Genomic DNA, 21,943 nt, shown 5'->3' with positions numbered 1-21,943 from the left:
CGGCGCGGGCCGGGTGGGCGGTGTGCGAGCGGCTAGACTCTTCGTATTATGCGCATCCTTGTGACCGGCGGCGCCGGCTTCATCGGTTCAGAATTCGTCCGGCAGCAGCTCGGTGCGGACGCATCGGCCCAGATCACGGTCTTCGACAAGCTGACCTACTCGGGCGTCGAGGCGAACCTCGCGCCCGTCGCCGGCCACGCCGGTTACAAGTTCGTCAAGGGCGACATCTGCGACGCCGAGGCCGTCGACCAGGTGATGCCCGGGCACGACGTGGTGGTGCACTTCGCCGCCGAGTCCCACGTGGACCGCTCGATCGCCGGTGCCGGCCCGTTCGTGATGACCAACGTCGTGGGTACGCAGGTGCTCCTCGACGCCGCCCGCAAGCACGGCGTCGGCCGCTTCGTCCACATCTCCACCGACGAGGTGTACGGCTCGATCAGCGAGGGCTCCTGGACCGAGGAGTGGCCGCTGGTGCCGAACTCCCCGTACTCCGCCTCCAAGGCCTCGTCCGACCTGCTGGCCCTGGCCTACGCGCGGACGCACGGCATGGACGTCGTGGTCACGCGCTGCTCCAACAACTACGGGCACTACCAGTTCCCGGAGAAGGTCATCCCGCTGTTCGTCTCGAACCTGATGGACGGCAAGAAGGTCCCGCTGTACGGCAACGGCGGCAACGTGCGCGACTGGCTGCACGTCTCCGACCACTGCCGCGGCATCGACCTGGCGATGCGGAAGGGTCGCGCCGGCGAGGTCTACAACATCGGCGGCGGCACCGAGCTCACCAACAAGGAGCTCACCGGCGTGCTGCTCGAAGCGGCCGGGCTCGGCTGGGACATGGTCGAGCAGGTCGAGGACCGCAAGGGCCACGACCTCCGCTACTCCATCGACATCAGCAAGATCGGCTCGGAGCTCGGCTACGCCCCGCAGGTCACCTTCGAGGACGGCATCAAGGCCACCATCGACTGGTACCGCGAGAACCGCGCCTGGTGGGAGCCGCTGAAGGCGAAGGCGGCCCTGCAGAAGTGAGCACCAACCCGCTCGCCGGGCGCTGGCTCGTCACCGGTGCCGCCGGAATGCTCGGCCAGGACGTCCTGGCCGAGCTGAAGTCCGCCGGCATCGAGGCCGTGGGCCTGCGCCGCGCCGACCTCGACGTCACCGACCCCGCCGCGGTCCGCGCGGCGGTCGAGGGCGTCATCGTGGTCGTGAACTGCGCCGCGTGGACCGACGTCGACGGCGCCGAGACCGCCGAGGACGCCGCCACCGCCGTCAACGGCACCGGCGTGCGCGTCCTCGCCGAGGCCTGCGCCGCCGCCCGTGTGCGCCTGCTGCACGTCTCCACCGACTACGTGCTCCCCGGCGACGCCACGGAGCCGTACCGCGAGGACGCCGAGACCGGCCCGCTCAACGCGTACGGGCGCTCCAAGCTGCTCGGCGAGCAGGCCGTCGCCGAACTGCTGCCGCAGGACGGCTACATCGTCCGCACCGCGTGGCTGTACGGCGAGCACGGCCCGAACTTCGTCGCCACCATGCTCAAGCTGGCCGCCCAGCGCGAGACCCTCGACGTCGTCGACGACCAGCACGGCCAGCCCACCTGGTCCCGTGCGCTGGCCCGCCGGCTGGTCGAGCTCGGCCTGGCCGCGCTGGGGGGCCGGGCGATGGGCGGCATCTACCACGGCACCGCGAGCGGCCGCACCACCTGGATGGGGCTGGCCCGCGAGACGTACCGGCTGAGCGGTCTCGACCCGGAGCGCATCCGGCCGACCACCTCCGCCGCGTTCGTACGCCCCGCCGCCCGCCCCGCGTTCAGCGTGCTCGGGCACGACGCCTGGGAGGAAGAGGCGGGCCTCGCCCCGCTCGCCGACTGGCGCGAGCAGCTCGCCGAGGCGCTCGCCCGCCCCGCGTTCAGCGCTCTGGCCGCCGCGGCCAGGAACGGCAGTACGGGATGAAGTCCCTGCTGGGCAGGCTCACCGCGGCGCTGCCGCCGGGCACCGTCGCGGTGGCCGGCGGCACTGTCGTGCTCGGTGCGGCCTCGTACGTCCACCTGGGCGTGGCCGGCCACAGCCTGTCCACGGACGCCATGGCGAACGTCTCGGTGCTGTGGACGATCGTCATGGCGCTCGGCCTCGGCATCTTCTTCCCCATCGAGCAGGAGCTCACCCGGATCGTCGCCGCCCGCGTGGTGCACGGCCAGGGAGCGGCCCCCGTGCTGCGCCGGGCCACGCTGCTGACCGCCGGGATCCTGGGCGCGACCCTGCTCGTCCTCGCCCTCGGCGCGGGCCCGATCGCGGACCTGCTGTTCCGCGGCGACCGCGGCCTGGTGGCGGCGCTCGGCGGCGCGTTCACGGGCATGGCCGTCTGCTACCTGACCCGAGGGGTCCTGGCCGGCCTCGGCCGGTTCGGCGCGTACGGCACCCAGCTGGCCGTCGACGGCGGGCTGCGCATCGCCCTCGCCTTCGGCTGCGCGGTCGCCGGGCTGCACTCGGCGCTCGCCTTCAGCCTGGTCCTGGCCGTCGCGCCGATCGCCGCGACGCTGGTCACCCTGCCGGCGCTGCTGCGCGCCGTGGAGCCCGGCGAGGAGATCGCCTGGCGGGAACTGACCGCCGGACTCGGCCTGTTGATCTGCTCGACCCTGCTGTCCCAGGTCGTCGTCAACGCCGCGGTGATGAGCACCAAGCTGCTCGCCCCCACCGACAGCGTGCTGATCGCGGCGCTGCTCAACGCCCTGGTCCTGGCCCGGGTGCCGCTGTTCGTCTTCGGCTCGCTGCAGGCCTCGCTGCTCGGCGGACTGACCGCCGCCTACACGGCAGGCGACCGGGCGGCGTTCTCCGCGATGCTGCGCCGGATCGGCGTGGTCGTCGGGGCGCTCGGCCTGCTCGGGGGAGTGCCCGCGACCGTGCTCGGCCCGTGGCTGATCAAGGTCCTGTTCGACGCCGGACCCGTACTGGGCCGTCTCGACTTCTTCCTTTTGTCCGCCGGCACCGTGGCGTACATGTTCGCGATGGTCCTCGGTCAGGCGCTGATGGTATTCAAGCGGCACAACCTGCAACTGCTCTGCTGGGCCGCCGGCACCGTCGTCCTCGTCGGTGTCACCTTCGCACCGGGCGAAGTGGCCCTTCGGGTCATCCTGGCCTACGCTCTCGGCTCTCTCGCCACCGTGCTCGGTATGCTGGCCGTGCTGAGGCTGAGGTTCCCCGGAGCGGCTCCGGACGCGACCGAAGGAGCGGGGCACAAGGTCGCCGCAAGCCCACTGGGCGCCGGAGCGGTCGGGGAGTGACCATGCCGGCTTCCGACGTCCCACCGATCACCGCGCACGCGCACGTGCCACATTCCGCTGGAGCTACCGTGTCCCAATACGACGACGTCTGGCTGGTCATCCCGGCCTACAACGAGGGTCAGGTGATCGCCGATGTGGTCGAGGGAGCGCGTGAGACCTTCCCGAACATAGTCGTCGTGGACGACGGCAGCTCCGACAACTCGGCCGAGCACATCGCGACGACCGGCGCCCACCTCGTGCGCCACCCCGTCAACCTCGGCCAGGGCGCCGCCCTCCAGACCGGCCTCAAGTACGCCCTCTCGCAGCCCGGTGCCCGCTACTTCGCGACGTTCGACGCGGACGGCCAGCACCAGACGCACGACGTCGAGAAGATGGTCCAGGTGCTGCGCGACGACGAGGCCGACGTGGTCCTCGGCTCGCGCTTCATCGAGCAGAACGGCCAAGTGCCGTGGATCAAGCGCGTGGTGCTGCGTACGGCGGCGTCGGTCAGCCCGACCGCCCGCAAGCTGAAGCTCACCGACTCGCACAACGGTCTGCGCGTGCTCAGCCGCAAGGCCGCCGAGCAGCTGAACATCACCATGAACGGCATGGCGCACGCCTCGGAGATCGTCGGTTTCCTCGCCGGGTCCGGCCTGCGCGTCACAGAGGTCCCGGTGGACATCCTCTACACCGAGTACTCGCGCGCCAAGGGTCAGTCCCTGATCAACGGCGTCAACATCATCTTTGACATCACGATGCGGGAGCGAAGCCGCTGATGAAGTACTTCTGGATCCAGCTGCTGCTCATCGCGGGCTCGGTGTCGATGGCCCTCATGTTCATACGGACGTGGGGCCAGGCGAAGAACCGCGCCTGGAAGCGCATCGCGTTCTCCCTGTTCGTCATCGTCAACGTGTACGCGGTGCTCCGCCCGACGGACGTCACGTGGGTGGCGCACCAGCTCGGCGTCGGCCGCGGCACCGACCTCGTGCTGTACGTCATGGTGCTCGCGATGGGCTTCCTGACCCTCAACACCTTCCTCCGCTTCCGCTCGCTGGAGAAGAAGATCACCGACCTGGCCCGGACCGTGGCCCTGGCCGAGGGCACCCGCCACAACGACGCGCGCCTGGGTTCGGCCGTCGCCCCCGTCGTGACCGAGACCGTCGTGACCGAGACCGTCATCGCGGAGGCCGTCGTCGCCGAGGCGAAGTCCGAGCCCGCCGACTCCGACTCCGTGAAGGCCTGACGTCCCGTGGTGACCTTCGACTTCATGCTCCCCTACTACGGGGACGTGCAGCTGATGCAGGACGCCGTCCGCAGCGTCCTGGCCCAGACGGACCGGGACTTCCGCCTCGTCGTCATCGACGACGGCAAGGAGCCCGACGTCCCGGGCTGGTTCGAGGCCCTCGGCGACGAGCGGGTGCACTACACCCGCAACGAGCAGAACCTCGGCATCACCAAGAACTTCCAGAAGTGCGTACGGCTCTCCGAGGCCGACTACGTCGTCATCATGGGCTGCGACGACCTGCTGCACCCGCACTACCTGGAGACCGTCCGCGGCCTCATCGCCGACAACCCGGGCATCGGCATGGTCCAGCCCGGCGTCGAGGTGATCGACGGCACCGGCCAGGTCGCGTACGGGCTGGCCGACCAGACCAAGCGGCGGCTGTACGCGCCGCAGGTCAAGGGCCGGCGCCTGATGGGCGGCGAGGAGCTGGCCACCAGCGTGCTGCGCGGGAACTGGCTGTACTTCCCGTCCATCTGCTGGCGCGGCGAGGCCCTGCGCGGGGTCAACTTCCGCGACGAGTACTCCGTGATCCAGGACCTGGCCCTGGTGGTCGACCTCCTCGAACTCGGCGAGCAGATGCTGATCGACGAGTCCACGACGGTGTTCAAGTACCGCCGCCACGCCGTCAGCGAGTCCTCGGTGCAGGCCTTCTCCGGCACCCGCTTCACCGAGGCCGAGCGGTACTTCTCCGCGGTGGCCGACCGGATGGACGCCCGGGGCTGGCCCAAGGCCGCGCGCGCCGCCCGCTTCCACAGCGCCTCCCGCTTCCACGCCATCACGATGCTCCCCGGCGCACTGCTCCGGGGACACCGCGAGGGCCTCCGTACGCTCGCCAAGCACGCATTCACCGCAGGTCAGCGCGGAGACTGACCCCGGAGCACGACAGACAGCGGCCGACGGGCCCCGCCCCGCGGTGACACCCGCGACCCGAATTGGACTGAGATGACACACCTGGCCCCCGAGGTCGTCGGAACATCCGGCACGGCGCACAGCCGGACCGGTACCGGGACCCCGGACGCCGGACCGGTCGCCTCCTCTTCGACGGCCCGCCGCCCCTGGACGTCCCGGCGCCGCGTGCTCGCCATCGCCGAGGGCGTCGTCAGCCTCACGGCCGCCCTCGGCTACATGCTGCTGAGCCGCCGGATCGACGTGAACCCGATCGTGCGCCTCGGCCAGGTCAGCGGCCTCGCCACGCTCCAGATGTACGCCGCGGTCATCGGGCTGCCGCTGCTCGGGCTGCTCCTGTACACCGCCCACCGGGGCCCGGACCGGCGTCACCGGCTGGTCAAGCGCCTGGTCTGCGCCGCCCTGGCGGGCCTGGCCACCGGCGTGATCGCCGGCGGGGTCGTCGTCGCCCTGCACGGCACGCCGCACCCGCTCGGCGGCCAGGAGGGCGACCCGGGCGTCCTGATCGACATGGCCAACTCGTTCCTGCACCACGAGGGGATGTCGGGCATCTACCCGCCCGCCTTCCCGGCCCTGATGGCCCTGTGGGCGAAGATCCGCTACAACGGCCGCGGCGAGACCGGCTTCGCCCTGCACGACCTCCAGATCTTCTTCACCGCGGTGGCCGGCCCGATGGCCTACCTGGCCTGGCGGATACTGCTGCGGCCCTTCTGGGCGCTGCTGATCGCGGTCCCGGCCGCGGTGCTCTTCCTCGACCCGATCCGCCCGTACAGCCACATCGTCATGATCGTGCTGCTGCCGCTGCTCGGATACTGGCTGCGCGAGATGCGCCTGGCCGGGCGGCGCGGCACGCGGCACCTGGTGGTGCGCGCCCTCGTCCTCGGCGTGACCTTCGGCGCGCTGTTCCTCTGGTACTCCGGCTGGTACATCTGGGCAGCGCCGGGCGCGCTCGTGGCCGCGCTGTTCTTCTTCCCGTGGCGCCAGGGCGCGGCCACGGCCAGGAAGGCGGGCATCTACATAGGGGTCACGCTGCTCTCGGCCGCCGTGGTCGGAGCTCCGCTGCTCTACCAGATGGCCCGGCTGGGCTCGGAGAACCCCGACCGCTATGCCTTCCTGGCCGTGTACGCGGACCCCGGGTACGTCCTCGGCTGGGTCTCGGACCGCTCCGGGACGCTGACGTACCAGACCTGGCCGGTGGCCGGCGAGATGGCGGGCCAGAGCGGGTTCGCCCTGCTGCTGCTCTTCGGGGTGGGCCTCGGCCTGGGACTCGGGATGCGCAACATCATGGTGCGCACCGCGGCGGCGGTCCTGGCCGGCGCCTGGCTCGCCCGCTTCTGGTTCGCCGGGCACATGGCCCAGGACAAGGCCATCCAGCTCTACCCGCGCACCACGTGGATCATCATGTACTGCCTGATGATCCTGGCCGTCCTCGGCATGATGGCCGTGGTCGACCGGGGAGCCGGCTGGATCGAGCGCACGCTGCGCCCGCGGGTCGCCGGGGCGGGTTCCGCTTCTGATTCCGATTCCGGTTCCGTTCCCGCGGCCGGGCTCGCCCGGGTCATTCCGCAGCGGGTGGTCCGCCAGCTCGCCGCCGGGATGGTGTGCGTGGTCGCGCTCTTCGCCGCCATGGGCGCGTCCTGGTCGGTCAACCGCTACATGCCCTCGTCCGACGTCGACACGATGGGCATCGACGCCTACCGCGCCCACGTCATCAAGCAGCGGGACGGCAGCTGCCCGCGCTTCTCGCCGCGCGAGAACTGCTGGGACATCGAGAAGAACGACTGGAAGCCCGGCCCCATCCAGGACTTCATCTGGTGTGCCGGCATCGTGGCCGACGACTGGCCCGCCGTCTGCGGGATGGAGGCGCCCAAGCGGGTGCGCTCGCGGGCGGACATCGAGCGCGACGCCGAGGCCGAGCGGCAGGCCCGCAAGGAAGCCGACCGGACCGGGCAGGACGTCCGGAAGAAGTGACGGCGGGCGGCCGGCCGGCTCCCGGCCGGCCGTTTCCCGACGACCAGCCCGTACCCGCTGTCGGAACCGACCAGTAGCATCCGCTCCGAGGCCGTGTCACATTGCGCACGAGCCACAGGGGTGGGGAAAACAGACGTGAGACTGAGCCGTGTGCGCGGTACCGCTCTGGCGGCCGCGATCGGCGCCGCAGCGGTGCCGGGCATTCAGGGAATGGCCGGGGGAGCCGAACCGGCGGCCCCGGGTGGCGAGGGGGCGGCGAAGGCGTACGGCGCCGCCGCGAAGGAGACCGGGCCGGTCGAGGGCGAGGTGTACAAGCTCGCCCTCCAGCCCGAGGGCACCGGCGAGGCCGTGCTCTCCCGGCGGGGAACGCAGCCCTTCGGCCTGCTGGGCGTGTCCTGGACGGACCCCGCGGCCGAGGTGAAGGGCACCATCGAGGCCCGCGCCCGCGACGCGAAGACCGGCGCGTGGTCGAAGTGGATCGCCCTCGACCCGGTCAAGCCCGGCATGGACGGCGTACGCCCGGGCGCGCACGGCTCCACGGAGCCCGTCCGGGTCGGCGCCTGCGACGGTGCCGAGGTACGGATCAGCGGTGGCGGCGCGGTGCCCGCCGGGCTGGAGCTGAACCTGGTGGACCCGGGCGGCTCGGCGGCCCCCGCGAAGCGGAGCGGTACGAAGGAGAACGGTGCCCGGCAGGGCGGCGCCGCGCGTACCGCCGCCCTGAACGCGGCCCCGGCCGCGTCCGCCGCCACCACGATCGACCCGGGTCCGGCCTCCACGGTCCCCCGGCCGGACGTGGTCTCCCGCCTCGCGTGGGGCGCCGACGAGTCGCTGAACGACGAGGGCCCGGTCCACCTGCCCGGCGGCAAGGTCAAGGCGGTCTTCGTCCACCACACCGCCGACACGCAGACGGGCCGCACCTAGCAGCAACGTTTCAGCGGGACCCCCGGGACCTGTTCCCGGGGGCCCCGGACATTTCAGGGGTGGGACATGGGAAAGAACGACAACGACAACGGCGGACCGGAGCTCTCCGACGAGGAGTGGGCCCGGTTCATGGAGCAGGCCCAGGCGGGCGCCGGCCGGGCCCCGCGGGAGCCCTCCGCCCGCGCCCGCATGGTCACCGGGCGGCTGCGCGCCGAGTCAGCCGAGCCGCCGGGCTGGCGCACCGGACCGGCCTGGCAGGAGATGCAGGGGCGCGGCAGGGGCAAGCGGCGGGTCAAGGCCGCGGCGGCGGTGGTCTTCATCGCGGCCCTCGCGCTGATCGCCGTACGACCGGAGCTGGTCATCGACAAGATCACCGGGAAGGCCGGGCGGAACGACGCGGCCCGCGAGCCGCTGCCCGCCGAGACCGCCCGGCCCAGCGCCCCGCCCTCGGCCGTCGACCCGGACCGGCCGACGCTCAAGGAGCCCTTCAAGGGCTCCCCGGCCCTCCAGTGGGCCGACGGGGCGGCCGGGATCGAGGTCCCGGAGGCCCAGGCCGTCGGCGGGATGAGCAAGGAGCAGGTCGCCGACGCGCTGCAGAAGGCCAAGCAGTTCCTGGTCTCGGCCAACCTGGACCCGGCGACCCTGCGCGGGGAGCGGCCCGCGGCGGCGCTGGAGCTGCTCGACCCGAAGCTGGAGGACGAGCTGAGCCGCGTGGAGGGCTCGCTGACGGCTCCGACGAAGGAGAACGACCCGCTGCACCTGTTCACCCGGGTCAAGCCGACCGAGCTGAAGCCCGCGGGCGACGTGGTCAAGGTCCGCGGCCGGATGTGGGTGGAGCCCGGCAAGGAGGGCGGCCAGGCCAACGTGCTGGCCGACTACACGTTCGTCCACCCGTTCGTGAAGGCGAAGGCGGGTGCCGAGGAGGTGGAGCGCACGATCGTGCGGCGCGAGATCACCTTCTCGGTCGCCGACCCGCGCAAGTGGCAGGCCACCGCCGGCAAGATCTGGCTGGAGAAGTACAACGTCGACCTCGCCAACAGCGCCTGCGACGTCTACGACGGATACCTGCACCCCGTCTTCTCCGACGACGCGCGGACCGGTCCCGCGCCTTCCGGCTCGCCCGTGGACCCGTACGACCGGAGCAAGACCATCGACTCCGGTGCGCCGGAGGGCTGCGGGAGCCTTTCGCGTACCTGAGGCCCGTGGGACGGTCCGGGCGGACCCCAAGCGGGGCCCGGGCCGTCCCACTGCGTGGCGCAGTTTGACCACTCACCTGGGAGGGGTATTCTCTTCGGCCCGATTGGCGCAGTACGTGTCTTGTATGGCAGACTACTCAAGTTGCTCGGCTGAGTGCCGATGCTGCGCGCCTCCCGCCGGGAGGACCGGAAGCGAGTCCCACAGTACTCGTCGCCTTTATCTGCCTCTCGGGGCAGCAATGGGGCGGACGTACGGGAATCTTCTGGGAAGCGTCAGCACGGTGTTCGCCAGGCGCTCGGTGGGTGTTTCTCCCCCGAACCGCGGCCCAGGGCCGCACCCCCTTGGACGAGGGAATTTCCGTATGGGAATTTTCTGTAGAGGGAGTGCGACACGCCCGACCGCGTGGGTCGGAGAGAAGCGGTGGAGAGATCCACAGCCGCCCGAGGGCCAGAGCGTTTCCACAACAGACAGGACTACGGAGTAGCCATGGCGGGACAGAAGATCCGCATCCGGCTCAAGGCCTACGACCACGAGGTCATCGACTCCTCGGCGAAGAAGATCGTCGAGACGGTGACCCGCACTGGTGCGTCGGTCGCAGGCCCGGTGCCGCTGCCCACTGAGAAGAACGTGTACTGCGTCATCAAGTCGCCGCACAAGTACAAGGACTCGCGCGAGCACTTCGAGATGCGCACGCACAAGCGCCTGATCGACATCCTCGACCCGACGCCCAAGACCGTTGACTCGCTGATGCGCCTGGACCTTCCGGCCGGCGTTGACATCGAGATCAAGCTCTGAGAGGCGTCGAGAAGATGGCAAAGCAGATCAAGGGCGTCCTGGGCGAGAAGCTCGGCATGACCCAGGTCTGGGACGAGAACAACCGTGTCGTCCCGGTGACCGTCGTCAAGGCCGGGCCCTGCGTCGTTACCCAGGTCCGTACGAACGACATCGACGGCTACGAGTCGGTCCAGATCGCCTTCGGCGAGATCGACCCGCGCAAGGTGAACAAGCCCCTCAAGGGCCACTTCGCCAAGGCCGACGTGACCCCGCGCCGCCACCTGGTGGAGCTCCGCACCTCCGACGCCAGCGAGTACACGCTCGGCCAGGAGATCACCGCCCAGGTGTTCGAGTCCGGCGTCAAGGTTGACGTCACGGGCAACAGCAAGGGCAAGGGCTTCGCCGGTGTCATGAAGCGGCACAACTTCCGGGGCCTCGGCGCCGGTCACGGTGTGCAGCGCAAGCACCGCTCCCCCGGTTCGATCGGTGGCTGCGCCACCCCTGGGCGTGTCTTCAAGGGCATGCGCATGGCTGGTCGTATGGGCAACGAGCGCGTCACCACCCAGAACCTGACCATCCACGCGGTAGACGCGGAGAAGGGTCTGCTCCTCATCAAGGGCGCAGTCCCCGGTCCGAACGGCGGCCTCGTCCTGGTCCGTACCGCGGCCAAGGGGGCTTGAGGTTAATGAGCACCATTGACATCCTTTCGCCGGCAGGCGACAAGGCCGGTACCGTCGAGCTCCCCGCGGAGATCTTCGACGCGAAGACCAGCGTTCCGCTGATCCACCAGGTCGTCGTCGCACAGCTGGCCGCTGCCCGTCAGGGCACGCACAAGACGAAGACCCGTGGCGAAGTCCGTGGTGGTGGCCGCAAGCCGTACCGCCAGAAGGGCACCGGCCGCGCCCGTCAGGGTTCGACCCGCGCTCCGCAGTTCGCCGGCGGTGGCGTCGTCCACGGCCCGCAGCCGCGTGACTACTCGCAGCGGACCCCCAAGAAGATGAAGGTCGCCGCCCTCCGTGGTGCCCTCTCGGACCGTGCGCGTCACTCCCGCATCCACGTCGTCACCGGCGTGGTCGAGGGTGCCGTCTCCACGAAGGCCGCCAAGACGCTGTTCGGCAAGATCTCGGAGCGCAAGAACCTGCTCCTGGTCGTCGAGCGTGCCGACGAGGCCGCGTGGCTGTCCGCCCGCAACCTGCCCCAGGTTCACATCCTGGAGCCGGGCCAGCTGAACACGTACGACGTGATCGTCTCTGACGACGTGGTCTTCACCCAGGCCGCGCTCGAGTCCTTCGTGTCTGGCCCCAAGGCCGATGAGACCGAAGGGAGCGACGCCTGATGTCTGAGGCGACCGTTACCAGCAAGACCTTCACTGACCCGCGCGACCTGCTGATCAAGCCGGTTGTCTCGGAGAAGAGCTACGCGCTGCTGGACGAGAACAAGTACACGTTCATCGTCGCGCCCGGCTCCAACAAGACCCAGATCAAGCAGGCCGTCGAGGCGGTCTTCGGGGTCAAGGTCACCGGGGTCAACACGATCAACCGTCAGGGTAAGCGCAAGCGCACCAAGACCGGTTTCGGCAAGCGCGCTGACACCAAGCGCGCCATCGTGACCCTCGCTGAGGGCGACCGAATCGACATCTTCGGCGGCCAGGCCTCCTAACGGAGGTCTAGTCGTCCGGAATCGGACGAGGACTGAGAAATGGGTATCCGCAAGTACAAGCCGACGACCCCGGGCCGTCGTGGCTCCAGCGTCGCCGACTTTGTCGAGATCACGCGGTCCACGCCGGAGAAGTCGCTGGTTCGCCCGCTGCACAGCAAGGGCGGCCGTAACAACACCGGTCGGATCACCGTTCGCCACCAGGGTGGCGGACACAAGCGCGCCTACCGCGTGATCGACTTCCGTCGTCACGACAAGGACGGCGTGCCGGCCAAGGTCGCGCACATCGAGTACGACCCCAACCGCACGGCGCGCATCGCGCTCCTGCACTACGCGGACGGCGAGAAGCGCTACATCATCGCTCCCCGCGGTCTGTCCCAGGGCGACCGGATTGAGAACGGCCCCACGGCCGACATCAAGCCCGGCAACAACCTGGCCCTCCGCAACATCCCGGTCGGTACCACGATCCACGCGATCGAGCTCCGTCCCGGTGGTGGCGCCAAGTTCGCCCGTTCCGCGGGTGCCTCCGTGCAGCTGCTGGCGAAGGAGGGCACGATGGCCCACCTTCGTATGCCGTCCGGTGAGATCCGCCTGGTCGACGCGCGCTGCCGCGCGACGGTCGGCGAGGTCGGCAACGCCGAGCAGTCGAACATCAACTGGGGCAAGGCCGGCCGCATGCGCTGGAAGGGCGTTCGCCCCTCCGTCCGCGGTGTCGCGATGAACCCGGTTGACCACCCGCACGGTGGTGGTGAGGGCAAGACCAGCGGTGGTCGCCACCCGGTCTCCCCGTGGGGTCAGAAGGAGGGTCGTACTCGCTCGCCGAAGAAGGCTTCGAGCAAGTACATCGTCCGCCGCCGCAAGACGAACAAGAAGCGCTAGGAGCGGGTTTAGATGCCGCGCAGTCTCAAGAAGGGACCCTTCGTCGACGGACACCTCGTTAAGAAGGTGGACGCTCAGAACGAAGCTGGTACCAAGAACGTCATCAAGACCTGGTCCCGTCGCTCGATGATCATCCCGGCCATGCTGGGTCACACCATCGCGGTGCACAACGGCAAGACCCACGTCCCGGTGTTCGTCACCGAGTCGATGGTCGGCCACAAGCTCGGCGAGTTCTCGCCGACTCGCACCTTCCGCGGCCACGTCAAGGACGACCGGAAGTCGAAGCGCCGCTAAAGGCGGGGTGGTAACGACTATGACTTACACCGAAGGGACAACCATGGAAGCCAGGGCCCAGGCGCGGTACATCCGCGTCACGCCCATGAAGGCCCGCCGCGTGGTGGACCTTATCCGTGGCATGGATGCCACGGAGGCTCAGGCGGTCCTGCGTTTCGCCCCGCAGGCCGCGAGCGTGCCGGTCGGCAAGGTGCTGGACAGCGCCATTGCCAACGCCGCACACAACTACAACCACCCGGACGCCTCCACGCTGGTCATCAGCGAGGCGTACGTGGACGAGGGCCCGACCCTGAAGCGGTTCCGTCCGCGTGCCCAGGGCCGTGCCTACCGGATCCGCAAGCGGACCAGCCACATCACCGTGGTCGTCAGCAGCAAGGAAGGTTCCCGGTAATGGGCCAGAAGGTAAACCCGCACGGGTTCCGGCTCGGCATCACCACCGACTTCAAGTCGCGTTGGTACGCCGACAAGCTGTACAAGGACTACGTCAAGGAAGACGTCGCCATCCGTCGGATGATGACGTCCGGCATGGAGCGCGCCGGCATCTCGAAGGTTGAGATCGAGCGCACCCGTGACCGCGTGCGTGTGGACATCCACACCGCTCGTCCGGGCATCGTCATCGGCCGCCGTGGCGCCGAGGCCGACCGCATCCGCGGTGACCTCGAGAAGCTCACGGGCAAGCAGGTCCAGCTGAACATCCTCGAGGTCAAGAACCCCGAGCTCGACGCTCAGCTGGTTGCCCAGGCCGTTGCCGAGCAGCTCTCCTCCCGCGTCTCCTTCCGTCGTGCCATGCGCAAGAGCATGCAGGGCACGATGAAGGCCGGCGCCAAGGGCATCAAGATCCAGTGTGGCGGCCGTCTCGGCGGCGCCGAGATGTCCCGCTCCGAGTTCTACCGCGAGGGTCGTGTGCCGCTGCACACGCTGCGCGCGAACGTGGACTACGGCTTCTTCGAGGCCAAGACCACCTTCGGCCGTATCGGTGTGAAGGTCTGGATCTACAAGGGCGACGTCAAGAACATCGCCGAGGTTCGCGCCGAGAACGCTGCGGCCCGTGCGGGTAACCGCCCGGCCCGTGGCGCCGGCGCTGGCGACCGTCCCGCCGGCCGTGGTGGCCGTGGTGGCGAGCGCGGCGGCCGTGGTGGCCGCAAGCCGCAGCAGGCTGCTGGTGCCGAGGCCCCCAAGGCCGACGCTCCCGCCGCCGCTCCGGCTGAGAGCACCGGAACGGAGGCCTGACCGACATGCTGATCCCTCGTAGGGTCAAGCACCGCAAGCAGCACCACCCGAAGCGCCGCGGTATGGCCAAGGGCGGTACTGAGGTCTCGTTCGGCGAGTACGGCATCCAGGCGCTCACCCCCGCCTACGTGACGAACCGCCAGATCGAGGCGGCTCGTATCGCGATGACCCGCCACATCAAGCGTGGCGGCAAGGTCTGGATCAACATCTACCCGGACCGTCCGCTGACGAAGAAGCCGGCCGAAACCCGCATGGGTTCCGGTAAGGGTTCTCCCGAGTGGTGGATCGCGAACGTGCACCCGGGCCGGGTCATGTTCGAGCTGTCCTACCCGAACGAGAAGATTGCTCGTGAGGCGCTCACCCGCGCTGCTCACAAGCTTCCGATGAAGTGCCGGATTGTTCGGCGCGAGGCAGGTGAGTCGTGATGGCGACGGGAACCAAGGCGTCCGAGCTGCGTGAGCTCGGCAACGAGGAGCTCGTTGGCAAGCTGCGCGAGGCCAAGGAGGAGCTGTTCAAGCTCCGCTTCCAGGCGGCCACGGGTCAGCTGGAGAACAACGGCCGGCTCAAGTCCGTCCGTAAGGACATCGCTCGCATCTACACCCTGATGCACGAGCGTGAGCTCGGTATCGAGACGGTGGAGAGCGCCTGATGAGCGAGAAGAACGTGACTGAGACGAACGAGCGCGGCTTCCGCAAGACCCGTGAGGGTCTCGTCGTCAGCGACAAGATGGACAAGACCGTCGTCGTCGCCGTCGAGGACCGCGTCAAGCACGCGCTGTACGGCAAGGTCATCCGCCGTACGAACAAGCTCAAGGCTCACGACGAGCAGAACGCTGCCGGCGTCGGCGACCGCGTCCTCATCATGGAGACGCGTCCGCTGTCGGCGAGCAAGCGCTGGCGCATCGTCGAGATCCTCGAGAAGGCCAAGTAATCACCTGAGGGGTTTCCCTCAGGTCAGTTCCGCCAGGCTCGGTGGGGGCCTCGCTCCTCGGAGTGAAGCCCCCGCCGGGAACCGGCAGACAAACAGGAGATAGACGTGATCCAGCAGGAGTCGCGACTGCGTGTCGCCGACAACACTGGTGCCAAGGAGATCCTTTGCATCCGTGTTCTCGGTGGCTCCGGTCGCCGCTACGCGGGCATCGGTGACGTCATCGTCGCCACCGTCAAGGACGCGATCCCCGGTGGCAACGTGAAGAAGGGTGACGTCGTCAAGGCGGTCATCGTTCGCACCGTCAAGGAGCGCCGCCGCCAGGACGGCTCGTACATCCGCTTCGACGAGAACGCCGCTGTCATTCTCAAGAACGACGGCGACCCTCGTGGCACCCGTATCTTCGGCCCCGTGGGCCGTGAGCTGCGCGAGAAGAAGTTCATGAAGATCATCTCGCTCGCGCCGGAGGTGCTGTAAGCATGAAGATCAAGAAGGGCGACCTGGTCCAGGTCATCACCGGTAAGGACAAGGGCAAGCAGGGCAAGGTCATCGCGGCCATGCCCAGCGAGAACCGCGTCCTCGTCGAGGGTGTCAACCGGGTCAAGAAGCACACCAAGGCCGGTCAGACCGCTGGTGGTTCGCAGGCCGGTGGCATCGTGATCACCGAGGCGCCGATCCACGTCAGCAACGTTCAGCTGGTTGTGGAGAAGGACGGCCAGAAGGTCGTCACCCGCGTCGGTTTCCGCTTCGACGACGAGGGCAACAAGATCCGCGTTGCCAAGCGGACGGGTGAGGACATCTGATGGCTACCACTCCGCGTCTCAAGACGAAGTACCGCGAGGACATCGCGGGCAAGCTGCGTGAGGAGTTCTCGTACGAGAACGTCATGCAGATCCCCGGCCTCGTGAAGATCGTGGTCAACATGGGTGTGGGCGACGCCGCCCGCGACTCCAAGCTGATCGACGGCGCCATCCGCGACCTGACGACGATCACCGGTCAGAAGCCGGCCGTCACGAAGGCCCGCAAGTCCATCGCGCAGTTCAAGCTGCGTGAGGGTCAGCCGATCGGCTGCCACGTCACCCTCCGTGGTGACCGCATGTGGGAGTTCCTGGACCGTACGCTGTCGCTCGCGCTGCCGCGTATCCGTGACTTCCGTGGTCTGTCGCCGAAGCAGTTCGACGGCCGTGGCAACTACACCTTCGGTCTCACGGAGCAGGTCATGTTCCACGAGATCGACCAGGACAAGATCGACCGTACCCGGGGTATGGACATCACCGTGGTCACCACGGCGACCAACGACGCTGAGGGCCGCGCGCTCCTTCGTCACCTCGGCTTCCCCTTCAAGGAGGCGTAAGCGAGATGGCGAAGAAGGCTCTCATCGCGAAGGCTGCCCGCAAGCCCAAGTTCGGTGTGCGTGCGTACACCCGCTGCCAGCGCTGCGGTCGTCCCCACTCCGTGTACCGCAAGTTCGGCCTGTGCCGCGTGTGCCTTCGTGAGATGGCTCACCGTGGCGAGCTGCCGGGCGTGACCAAGAGCTCCTGGTAAATCACCCTCGTCCGCAAGGACTTGGGGGGTACCAGGCACTCTCGGTAAGCATCTGGACGGTGGGTGCCCGGCCGCGCATGCCTTAGGCTTGTGTGGTTGGGCGTCCGCCGCCCATAACGACTTACTACGCCGTAGGTCCCCGCACCGCACCCGTCCCGCCACTGAGTGGGGAGAGGGATGGTGCATACAGGAAACCCCGGCGAGAGAGGCCGAAGGCCACTTCATGACCATGACTGACCCGATCGCAGACATGCTGACCCGTCTGCGTAACGCTAACTCGGCGTACCACGACACTGTCGTGATGCCGCACAGCAAGATCAAGTCGCACATCGCGGAGATCCTCAAGCAGGAGGGTTTCATCACCGGCTGGAAGGTCGAGGACGCCGAGGTCGGCAAGAACCTCGTCCTCGAGCTGAAGTTCGGGCCGAACCGTGAGCGCTCCATCGCGGGCATCAAGCGGATCTCGAAGCCCGGTCTGCGCGTGTACGCAAAGTCCACCAACCTGCCGAAGGTCCTCGGCGGCCTGGGCGTGGCGATCATCTCCACGTCCCACGGTCTCCTGACCGGCCAGCAGGCAGGCAAGAAGGGCGTAGGTGGGGAAGTCCTCGCCTACGTCTGGTAGTCGGGAACGGAGGAAAAGCAATGTCGCGAATCGGCAAGCTCCCCATCCAGGTTCCCGCCGGTGTGGACGTCACCATCGATGGCCGCACGGTCGCGGTGAAGGGCCCCAAGGGTCTTCTCTCGCACACCGTCGCCGCGCCGATCGAGATCGTCAAGGGTGAGGACGGCGTTCTGAACGTCACCCGCCCGAACGACGAGCGTCAGAACAAGGCCCTGCACGGCCTGTCCCGCACGCTGGTGGCGAACATGATCACCGGTGTGACCACGGGGTACGTCAAGGCTCTCGAGATCAGCGGTGTCGGTTACCGCGTCGCCGCGAAGGGCTCCGCTCTGGAGTTCCAGCTTGGTTACAGCCACCCGATCCTGATCGAGGCGCCCGAGGGCATCTCCTTCAAGGTCGAGTCGCCCACCAAGTTCTCGGTCGAGGGCATCGACAAGCAGAAGGTCGGCGAGGTCGCCGCCAACATCCGCAAGCTGCGGAAGCCCGACCCGTACAAGGCCAAGGGTGTCAAGTACGCCGGCGAAGTCATCCGCCGCAAGGTCGGAAAGGCTGGTAAGTAGCCATGGCATACGGTGTGAAGATCGCCAAGGGCGACGCGTACAAGCGCGCTGCCAAGGCTCGCCGCCACATCCGCATCCGCAAGAACGTCTCGGGTACGGCGGAGCGTCCGCGCCTCGTCGTGACGCGTTCCAACCGCAACATCGTTGCTCAGGTCATCGACGACCTCCAGGGTCACACCCTGGCGTCCGCGTCGACCCTGGACGCTTCGATCCGCGGTGGCGAAGGCGACAAGAGCTCGCAGGCCCAGGCTGTCGGCGCGCTCGTCGCCGAGCGTGCCAAGGCCGCGGGTGTCGAGACCGTCGTGTTCGACCGCGGTGGCAACCGATACGCCGGGCGCATTGCCGCTCTGGCTGACGCCGCCCGCGAAGCCGGGCTGAAGTTCTAAGCCCCGGTTCCGGGACTCACGGACGTAACAGAGAGAGGTAATCCAATGGCTGGACCCCAGCGCCGCGGAAGCGGTGCCGGTGGCGGCGAGCGGCGGGACCGGAAGGGTCGCGACGGTGGCCCTGCCGCCGAGAAGACCGCTTACGTTGAGCGCGTTGTCGCGATCAACCGCGTCGCCAAGGTTGTCAAGGGTGGTCGCCGCTTCAGCTTCACCGCGCTGGTCGTGGTGGGCGACGGTGACGGCACTGTAGGTGTCGGTTACGGCAAGGCCAAGGAAGTTCCCGCGGCCATCGCCAAGGGTGTCGAGGAAGCCAAGAAGAACTTCTTCAAGGTTCCGCGCATCCAGGGCACCATCCCGCACCCGATCCAGGGCGAGAAGGCGGCCGGCGTTGTCCTGCTGAAGCCTGCTTCCCCCGGTACCGGTGTTATCGCCGGTGGCCCGGTGCGCGCCGTTCTGGAGTGCGCCGGCGTTCACGACATCCTGTCGAAGTCCCTGGGCTCCGACAACGCGATCAACATCGTGCACGCGACCGTGGCGGCCCTCAAGGGCCTGCAGCGTCCCGAGGAGATCGCGGCTCGCCGTGGTCTGCCCCTCGAGGACGTCGCCCCCGCGGCTCTCCTTCGTGCGCGTGCTGGGGCGGGTGTCTAATGGCCCGCCTCAAGATCACGCAGACGAAGTCGTACATCGGCAGCAAGCAGAACCACCGCGACACGCTGCGTTCGCTCGGGCTCAAGCGCCTGAACGACGTGGTCGTCAAGGAGGACCGCCCCGAGTTCCGCGGAATGGTTCACACCGTCCGCCACCTCGTGACGGTTGAGGAGGTTGACTAATCATGGCTGAGAACAGCCCGCTGAAGGCCCACAACCTCCGTCCCGCCCCCGGCGCCAAGACCGCGAAGACCCGTGTCGGTCGTGGTGAGGCGTCGAAGGGTAAGACGGCCGGTCGTGGTACGAAGGGCCAGAAGGCCCGTTACCAGATCCCGCAGCGCTTCGAGGGTGGGCAGATGCCCCTCCACATGCGTCTGCCGAAGCTCAAGGGCTTCAAGAACCCGTTCCGCACCGAGTTCCAGGTTGTCAACCTGGACAAGCTCGGCGCTCTCTACCCCGAGGGTGGAGAGGTCACGGTGGCCGACCTGGTCGCCAAGGGCGCGGTGCGCAAGAACAGCCTCGTCAAGGTCCTGGGCCAGGGCGAGATCTCCGTGGCGCTGACGGTTTCGGTTGACGCCGTTTCCGCCTCCGCCAAGGAGAAGATTGCCGCTGCCGGCGGCACCGTCACCGAGCTCGTCTAAGACGACCTTTGTGACAAATAGCGAGTAAAACCCGACCGGGGATGCCTCACATATGGGGCATCCCCGGTTGGTCGTTCCACGGGGGGCGCAGTCGCCGGTAAGGTGGCCTGCACCTTTGCTTGTACGTATTCGTCGATCCCTCAGACCGTCACCTCTGACGCAGTAGCGCGGGGGTCGCAGGAGGCACCGTGCTCACCGCGTTCGCCCGGGCGTTCAAGACGCCCGACCTGCGCAAGAAGCTGCTCTTCACGCTCGGCATCATCGTGCTGTTCCGGCTCGGGTCCCACATCCCGGTACCCGGCGTGAGCTACAAGAACGTTCAGATCTGTGTGGACCAGGCCGGGAGCAGCAACAGCCTCTTCGGTCTCGTCAACATGTTCAGCGGCGGTGCGCTGCTGCAGATCACGATCTTCGCGCTCGGCATCATGCCGTACATCACGGCGAGCATCATCCTGCAGCTGCTGACCGTGGTCATCCCGAAGCTGGAGAACCTCAAAAAAGAGGGTCAGTCCGGCACCGCGAAGATCACTCAGTACACGCGCTATCTGACGGTCGCACTCGCGATCCTGCAGGGCACCGGCCTCGTCGCCACCGCCCGCACTGGTGCCCTGTTCCAGGGCTGCCAGGTCGCCAGCCAGATCGTCCCGAACCGGTCGATCTTCACCACCATCGTCATGGTCATCACGATGACCGCCGGTACCTGCGTCGTCATGTGGCTCGGTGAGCTCGTGACCGACCGCGGCATCGGCAACGGCATGTCGATCCTGATGTTCATCTCGATCGCCGCCGGCTTCATCGGCGCCCTGTGGCAGATCAAGCTCCAGGGCAAGATCGCTGACGGCTGGGTCGAGTTCGGCGTGGTCATCCTCGTCGGCCTGGCCATGGTCGCGCTCGTCGTCTTCGTGGAGCAGGCGCAGCGTCGGATTCCGGTCCAGTACGCCAAGCGCATGATCGGCCGCCGCGCGTACGGGGGCACCTCGACGTACATCCCGCTCAAGGTGAACCAGGCCGGTGTCATCCCGGTCATCTTCGCCTCGTCGCTGCTGTACATCCCGGCGCTGATCGTGCAGTTCAGCGGTTCGACCGCCGGCTGGGCCGTCTGGATCCAGAAGCACTTCGTCAAGGGCGACCACCCGTACTACATCGCGGCCTACTTCCTCCTGATCGTCTTCTTCGCGTTCTTCTACGTGGCGATTTCTTTCAACCCCGAGGAAGTTGCAGACAACATGAAGAAGTATGGTGGGTTCATCCCGGGTATCCGTGCCGGTCGACCCACCGCCGAGTACCTGAGCTACGTGCTCAACCGGATCACCTGGCCGGGGTCGCTGTACCTGGGTCTCATCGCTCTTGTGCCGACGATGGCGTTGGCCGGCTTCGGAGCGAACCAGAACTTCCCGTTCGGCGGGACGAGCATCCTCATCATCGTGGGTGTGGGTCTGGAAACCGTGAAGCAGATCGAGAGCCAGCTCCAGCAGCGCAATTACGAAGGGTTCCTCCGCTGATGCGAATCGTCCTCGTCGGACCGCCCGGTGCGGGCAAGGGAACGCAGGCCGCGTTCCTTGCGAAGAACCTGTCGATCCCGCACATCTCCACGGGCGACCTCTTCCGCGCCAACATCAGCCAGAACACCGAGCTGGGCCAGCGCGCGAAGGCGTTCATGGACGCCGGTGACCTCGTCCCCGACGAGATCACCATCGGCATGGCCAAGGACCGGATGGAACAGCCGGACGCCGTGAACGGCTTCCTGCTGGACGGCTTCCCGCGCAACGTCTCCCAGGCGGAGGCGCTGGACGAGATGCTGCAGGCCGCGAGCATGAAGCTGGACGCCGTCCTCGACCTGGAGGTCGAGGAGGACGAGGTCGTCAAGCGCATCGCCGGCCGCCGGATCTGCCGGAACGACTCCGCGCACGTCTTCCACGTCGTGTACGCGGCCCCGAAGGCCGACGGCGTCTGCGACACCTGCGGCGGCGAGCTGTACCAGCGTGACGACGACTCCGAGGCCACGGTCCGCAACCGGCTCGAGGTCTACCACACGCAGACCGAGCCGATCATCGACTACTACAAGGCCCAGGGCCTGCTGGTGACGATCCCCGCCCTCGGTGAGGTCGCGGACGTCACGCAGCGTGCGATGGACGCGCTCAAGAAGTAGCGATCCTCGTGATGAGCAGTAAGGCCGCGGTGTCCCCAGGACCCCGCGGCCTTACTGTTGAGACGACCGGCACGCCGGAATGAACGCAGATCCGAAGTCC

The 21,943-nt window shown here is 68.1% G+C and carries 32 protein-coding genes; all 32 read left to right on the top strand.

Features of this window, described 5'->3' with window-relative positions:
- Positions 1-48 precede the first annotated feature (48 nt).
- The 32 genes from rfbB to ACFY1T_RS03260 all read left to right on the top strand — a co-directional run bounded on the left by rfbB (position 49) and on the right by ACFY1T_RS03260 (position 21,843).
- The gene (gene rfbB / locus ACFY1T_RS03415) at positions 49-1,026 is read left to right on the top strand and encodes a dTDP-glucose 4,6-dehydratase (RefSeq protein WP_030873560.1); all 978 of its coding nucleotides are present in this window, start codon (positions 49-51) and stop codon (positions 1,024-1,026) included.
- The gene (gene rfbD / locus ACFY1T_RS03410; protein WP_390786749.1) at positions 1,023-1,946 is read left to right on the top strand and encodes a dTDP-4-dehydrorhamnose reductase; all 924 of its coding nucleotides are present in this window, start codon (positions 1,023-1,025) and stop codon (positions 1,944-1,946) included. The genes rfbB and rfbD overlap by 4 nt, the downstream gene beginning before the upstream one ends.
- Positions 1,943-3,274 carry a lipopolysaccharide biosynthesis protein gene (locus ACFY1T_RS03405; RefSeq protein ID WP_390786748.1) on the top strand — a complete coding sequence of 444 codons (1,332 nt, stop codon included), beginning with the start codon at positions 1,943-1,945 and terminating at the stop codon, positions 3,272-3,274. The genes rfbD and ACFY1T_RS03405 overlap by 4 nt, the downstream gene beginning before the upstream one ends.
- 68 nt (positions 3,275-3,342) lie before the next feature.
- Positions 3,343-4,029 (top strand): glycosyltransferase family 2 protein, encoded by a 687-nt coding sequence (locus tag ACFY1T_RS03400; protein WP_390786747.1) that lies wholly within the window; start codon positions 3,343-3,345, stop codon positions 4,027-4,029.
- Positions 4,029-4,496 carry a DUF2304 domain-containing protein gene (locus ACFY1T_RS03395; protein ID WP_390786746.1) on the top strand — a complete coding sequence of 156 codons (468 nt, stop codon included), beginning with the start codon at positions 4,029-4,031 and terminating at the stop codon, positions 4,494-4,496. Before ACFY1T_RS03400 ends, ACFY1T_RS03395 begins: the two co-directional genes overlap by 1 nt.
- A 9-nt stretch (positions 4,497-4,505) precedes the next feature.
- On the top strand, positions 4,506-5,408 hold the full coding sequence (locus ACFY1T_RS03390; RefSeq protein ID WP_390786745.1) for a glycosyltransferase family 2 protein: 903 nt from the start codon (positions 4,506-4,508) through the stop codon (positions 5,406-5,408).
- A 72-nt stretch (positions 5,409-5,480) separates the two neighbouring features.
- Positions 5,481-7,415: a hypothetical protein gene (locus ACFY1T_RS03385; RefSeq protein WP_390786744.1), complete on the top strand. Its 1,935-nt coding sequence runs from the start codon at positions 5,481-5,483 to the stop codon at positions 7,413-7,415.
- 150 nt (positions 7,416-7,565) lie between these two features.
- The gene (locus tag ACFY1T_RS03380) at positions 7,566-8,336 is read left to right on the top strand and encodes a hypothetical protein (protein WP_390786743.1); all 771 of its coding nucleotides are present in this window, start codon (positions 7,566-7,568) and stop codon (positions 8,334-8,336) included.
- A 66-nt stretch (positions 8,337-8,402) separates the two neighbouring features.
- Positions 8,403-9,533 carry a hypothetical protein gene (locus ACFY1T_RS03375; RefSeq protein WP_390786742.1) on the top strand — a complete coding sequence of 377 codons (1,131 nt, stop codon included), beginning with the start codon at positions 8,403-8,405 and terminating at the stop codon, positions 9,531-9,533.
- 486 nt (positions 9,534-10,019) lie between these two features.
- Positions 10,020-10,328, top strand: a complete 309-nt coding sequence (gene rpsJ, locus ACFY1T_RS03370) for a 30S ribosomal protein S10 (protein WP_003948644.1) — start codon at positions 10,020-10,022, stop codon at positions 10,326-10,328.
- Between the two features lie 14 nt (positions 10,329-10,342).
- Positions 10,343-10,987 (top strand): 50S ribosomal protein L3, encoded by a 645-nt coding sequence (rplC, locus tag ACFY1T_RS03365; protein WP_008739720.1) that lies wholly within the window; start codon positions 10,343-10,345, stop codon positions 10,985-10,987.
- A 5-nt stretch (positions 10,988-10,992) separates the two neighbouring features.
- Complete coding sequence (gene rplD, locus ACFY1T_RS03360; RefSeq protein ID WP_030298210.1) at positions 10,993-11,643, top strand: 50S ribosomal protein L4; 651 nt, start codon at positions 10,993-10,995, stop codon at positions 11,641-11,643.
- The gene (gene rplW / locus ACFY1T_RS03355) at positions 11,643-11,966 is read left to right on the top strand and encodes a 50S ribosomal protein L23 (protein WP_030154694.1); all 324 of its coding nucleotides are present in this window, start codon (positions 11,643-11,645) and stop codon (positions 11,964-11,966) included. The genes rplD and rplW overlap by 1 nt, the downstream gene beginning before the upstream one ends.
- A gap of 39 nt (positions 11,967-12,005) precedes the next feature.
- Complete coding sequence (gene rplB, locus ACFY1T_RS03350) at positions 12,006-12,842, top strand: 50S ribosomal protein L2 (protein ID WP_030298213.1); 837 nt, start codon at positions 12,006-12,008, stop codon at positions 12,840-12,842.
- A 12-nt stretch (positions 12,843-12,854) separates the two neighbouring features.
- Positions 12,855-13,136, top strand: coding sequence for a 30S ribosomal protein S19 (rpsS, locus tag ACFY1T_RS03345; protein ID WP_030154697.1), 282 nt, complete (start codon positions 12,855-12,857; stop codon positions 13,134-13,136).
- 43 nt (positions 13,137-13,179) lie between these two features.
- Complete coding sequence (gene rplV / locus ACFY1T_RS03340) at positions 13,180-13,527, top strand: 50S ribosomal protein L22 (RefSeq protein WP_007265904.1); 348 nt, start codon at positions 13,180-13,182, stop codon at positions 13,525-13,527.
- A complete protein-coding gene (gene rpsC / locus ACFY1T_RS03335) occupies positions 13,527-14,366 on the top strand; it encodes a 30S ribosomal protein S3 (protein WP_007265905.1) in 840 nt (279 codons plus the stop codon). The genes rplV and rpsC overlap by 1 nt, the downstream gene beginning before the upstream one ends.
- A gap of 5 nt (positions 14,367-14,371) precedes the next feature.
- A complete protein-coding gene (gene rplP / locus ACFY1T_RS03330) occupies positions 14,372-14,791 on the top strand; it encodes a 50S ribosomal protein L16 (protein WP_030026326.1) in 420 nt (139 codons plus the stop codon).
- Positions 14,791-15,015 (top strand): 50S ribosomal protein L29, encoded by a 225-nt coding sequence (gene rpmC / locus ACFY1T_RS03325; RefSeq protein ID WP_008739703.1) that lies wholly within the window; start codon positions 14,791-14,793, stop codon positions 15,013-15,015. The genes rplP and rpmC overlap by 1 nt, the downstream gene beginning before the upstream one ends.
- Positions 15,015-15,296, top strand: coding sequence for a 30S ribosomal protein S17 (gene rpsQ / locus ACFY1T_RS03320; protein ID WP_030026328.1), 282 nt, complete (start codon positions 15,015-15,017; stop codon positions 15,294-15,296). The genes rpmC and rpsQ overlap by 1 nt, the downstream gene beginning before the upstream one ends.
- A 105-nt stretch (positions 15,297-15,401) precedes the next feature.
- On the top strand, positions 15,402-15,770 hold the full coding sequence (gene rplN / locus ACFY1T_RS03315; RefSeq protein ID WP_003956455.1) for a 50S ribosomal protein L14: 369 nt from the start codon (positions 15,402-15,404) through the stop codon (positions 15,768-15,770).
- Between the two features lie 2 nt (positions 15,771-15,772).
- On the top strand, positions 15,773-16,096 hold the full coding sequence (gene rplX, locus ACFY1T_RS03310) for a 50S ribosomal protein L24 (RefSeq protein WP_030154701.1): 324 nt from the start codon (positions 15,773-15,775) through the stop codon (positions 16,094-16,096).
- On the top strand, positions 16,096-16,647 hold the full coding sequence (gene rplE / locus ACFY1T_RS03305; RefSeq protein ID WP_030154702.1) for a 50S ribosomal protein L5: 552 nt from the start codon (positions 16,096-16,098) through the stop codon (positions 16,645-16,647). Before rplX ends, rplE begins: the two co-directional genes overlap by 1 nt.
- A 5-nt stretch (positions 16,648-16,652) precedes the next feature.
- Complete coding sequence (locus tag ACFY1T_RS03300; protein WP_003956452.1) at positions 16,653-16,838, top strand: type Z 30S ribosomal protein S14; 186 nt, start codon at positions 16,653-16,655, stop codon at positions 16,836-16,838.
- Positions 16,839-17,061: 223 nt separating this feature from the next.
- Positions 17,062-17,460: a 30S ribosomal protein S8 gene (gene rpsH, locus ACFY1T_RS03295; RefSeq protein WP_007265911.1), complete on the top strand. Its 399-nt coding sequence runs from the start codon at positions 17,062-17,064 to the stop codon at positions 17,458-17,460.
- Between the two features lie 20 nt (positions 17,461-17,480).
- Positions 17,481-18,020, top strand: a complete 540-nt coding sequence (gene rplF / locus ACFY1T_RS03290; RefSeq protein ID WP_030154703.1) for a 50S ribosomal protein L6 — start codon at positions 17,481-17,483, stop codon at positions 18,018-18,020.
- 2 nt (positions 18,021-18,022) lie between these two features.
- On the top strand, positions 18,023-18,406 hold the full coding sequence (gene rplR, locus ACFY1T_RS03285) for a 50S ribosomal protein L18 (RefSeq protein ID WP_030008471.1): 384 nt from the start codon (positions 18,023-18,025) through the stop codon (positions 18,404-18,406).
- Between the two features lie 45 nt (positions 18,407-18,451).
- A complete protein-coding gene (gene rpsE, locus ACFY1T_RS03280; RefSeq protein ID WP_030864431.1) occupies positions 18,452-19,054 on the top strand; it encodes a 30S ribosomal protein S5 in 603 nt (200 codons plus the stop codon).
- Positions 19,054-19,236, top strand: a complete 183-nt coding sequence (gene rpmD, locus ACFY1T_RS03275; protein WP_005313525.1) for a 50S ribosomal protein L30 — start codon at positions 19,054-19,056, stop codon at positions 19,234-19,236. Before rpsE ends, rpmD begins: the two co-directional genes overlap by 1 nt.
- A gap of 2 nt (positions 19,237-19,238) precedes the next feature.
- A complete protein-coding gene (gene rplO, locus ACFY1T_RS03270) occupies positions 19,239-19,694 on the top strand; it encodes a 50S ribosomal protein L15 (protein WP_030154704.1) in 456 nt (151 codons plus the stop codon).
- A 188-nt stretch (positions 19,695-19,882) separates the two neighbouring features.
- Entirely contained in the window at positions 19,883-21,196 is a 1,314-nt protein-coding gene (secY, locus tag ACFY1T_RS03265) for a preprotein translocase subunit SecY (RefSeq protein WP_030864428.1), read from the top strand.
- Positions 21,196-21,843: an adenylate kinase gene (locus ACFY1T_RS03260; protein WP_030864425.1), complete on the top strand. Its 648-nt coding sequence runs from the start codon at positions 21,196-21,198 to the stop codon at positions 21,841-21,843. Before secY ends, ACFY1T_RS03260 begins: the two co-directional genes overlap by 1 nt.
- Positions 21,844-21,943 lie beyond the last annotated feature (100 nt).

The sequence above is a fragment of the Streptomyces sp. NPDC001194 genome (assembly GCF_042896985.1).
Taxonomy (GTDB): domain Bacteria; phylum Actinomycetota; class Actinomycetes; order Streptomycetales; family Streptomycetaceae; genus Streptomyces.
Note: the sequence above shows the minus strand (reverse complement) of the source record. Positions and strands in the feature narration are given on the sequence as shown.

Excerpts from the sequence above, each read along its gene's own strand:
- rpmC (WP_008739703.1), top strand. The coding sequence starts at position 14,791 with ATGGCGACGGGAACCAAGGCGTCCGAGCTGCGTGAGCTCGGCAACGAG.
- ACFY1T_RS03405 (WP_390786748.1), top strand. The coding sequence starts at position 1,943 with ATGAAGTCCCTGCTGGGCAGGCTCACCGCGGCGCTGCCGCCGGGCACC.
- rplW (WP_030154694.1), top strand. The coding sequence starts at position 11,643 with ATGTCTGAGGCGACCGTTACCAGCAAGACCTTCACTGACCCGCGCGAC.
- ACFY1T_RS03395 (WP_390786746.1), top strand. The coding sequence starts at position 4,029 with ATGAAGTACTTCTGGATCCAGCTGCTGCTCATCGCGGGCTCGGTGTCG.
- ACFY1T_RS03375 (WP_390786742.1), top strand. The coding sequence starts at position 8,403 with ATGGGAAAGAACGACAACGACAACGGCGGACCGGAGCTCTCCGACGAG.
- ACFY1T_RS03260 (WP_030864425.1), top strand. The coding sequence starts at position 21,196 with ATGCGAATCGTCCTCGTCGGACCGCCCGGTGCGGGCAAGGGAACGCAG.
- rplC (WP_008739720.1), top strand. The coding sequence starts at position 10,343 with ATGGCAAAGCAGATCAAGGGCGTCCTGGGCGAGAAGCTCGGCATGACC.
- rplE (WP_030154702.1), top strand. The coding sequence starts at position 16,096 with ATGGCTACCACTCCGCGTCTCAAGACGAAGTACCGCGAGGACATCGCG.
- rpsC (WP_007265905.1), top strand. The coding sequence starts at position 13,527 with ATGGGCCAGAAGGTAAACCCGCACGGGTTCCGGCTCGGCATCACCACC.
- rplX (WP_030154701.1), top strand. The coding sequence starts at position 15,773 with ATGAAGATCAAGAAGGGCGACCTGGTCCAGGTCATCACCGGTAAGGAC.
- rplR (WP_030008471.1), top strand. The coding sequence starts at position 18,023 with ATGGCATACGGTGTGAAGATCGCCAAGGGCGACGCGTACAAGCGCGCT.
- rpmD (WP_005313525.1), top strand. The coding sequence starts at position 19,054 with ATGGCCCGCCTCAAGATCACGCAGACGAAGTCGTACATCGGCAGCAAG.
- rplF (WP_030154703.1), top strand. The coding sequence starts at position 17,481 with ATGTCGCGAATCGGCAAGCTCCCCATCCAGGTTCCCGCCGGTGTGGAC.
- ACFY1T_RS03385 (WP_390786744.1), top strand. The coding sequence starts at position 5,481 with ATGACACACCTGGCCCCCGAGGTCGTCGGAACATCCGGCACGGCGCAC.
- rpsE (WP_030864431.1), top strand. The coding sequence starts at position 18,452 with ATGGCTGGACCCCAGCGCCGCGGAAGCGGTGCCGGTGGCGGCGAGCGG.
- rplP (WP_030026326.1), top strand. The coding sequence starts at position 14,372 with ATGCTGATCCCTCGTAGGGTCAAGCACCGCAAGCAGCACCACCCGAAG.
- rpsQ (WP_030026328.1), top strand. The coding sequence starts at position 15,015 with ATGAGCGAGAAGAACGTGACTGAGACGAACGAGCGCGGCTTCCGCAAG.
- rfbB (WP_030873560.1), top strand. The coding sequence starts at position 49 with ATGCGCATCCTTGTGACCGGCGGCGCCGGCTTCATCGGTTCAGAATTC.
- rpsS (WP_030154697.1), top strand. The coding sequence starts at position 12,855 with ATGCCGCGCAGTCTCAAGAAGGGACCCTTCGTCGACGGACACCTCGTT.
- rpsJ (WP_003948644.1), top strand. The coding sequence starts at position 10,020 with ATGGCGGGACAGAAGATCCGCATCCGGCTCAAGGCCTACGACCACGAG.
- ACFY1T_RS03300 (WP_003956452.1), top strand. The coding sequence starts at position 16,653 with ATGGCGAAGAAGGCTCTCATCGCGAAGGCTGCCCGCAAGCCCAAGTTC.
- rplB (WP_030298213.1), top strand. The coding sequence starts at position 12,006 with ATGGGTATCCGCAAGTACAAGCCGACGACCCCGGGCCGTCGTGGCTCC.
- rplO (WP_030154704.1), top strand. The coding sequence starts at position 19,239 with ATGGCTGAGAACAGCCCGCTGAAGGCCCACAACCTCCGTCCCGCCCCC.
- rpsH (WP_007265911.1), top strand. The coding sequence starts at position 17,062 with ATGACCATGACTGACCCGATCGCAGACATGCTGACCCGTCTGCGTAAC.
- rplD (WP_030298210.1), top strand. The coding sequence starts at position 10,993 with ATGAGCACCATTGACATCCTTTCGCCGGCAGGCGACAAGGCCGGTACC.
- rplV (WP_007265904.1), top strand. The coding sequence starts at position 13,180 with ATGGAAGCCAGGGCCCAGGCGCGGTACATCCGCGTCACGCCCATGAAG.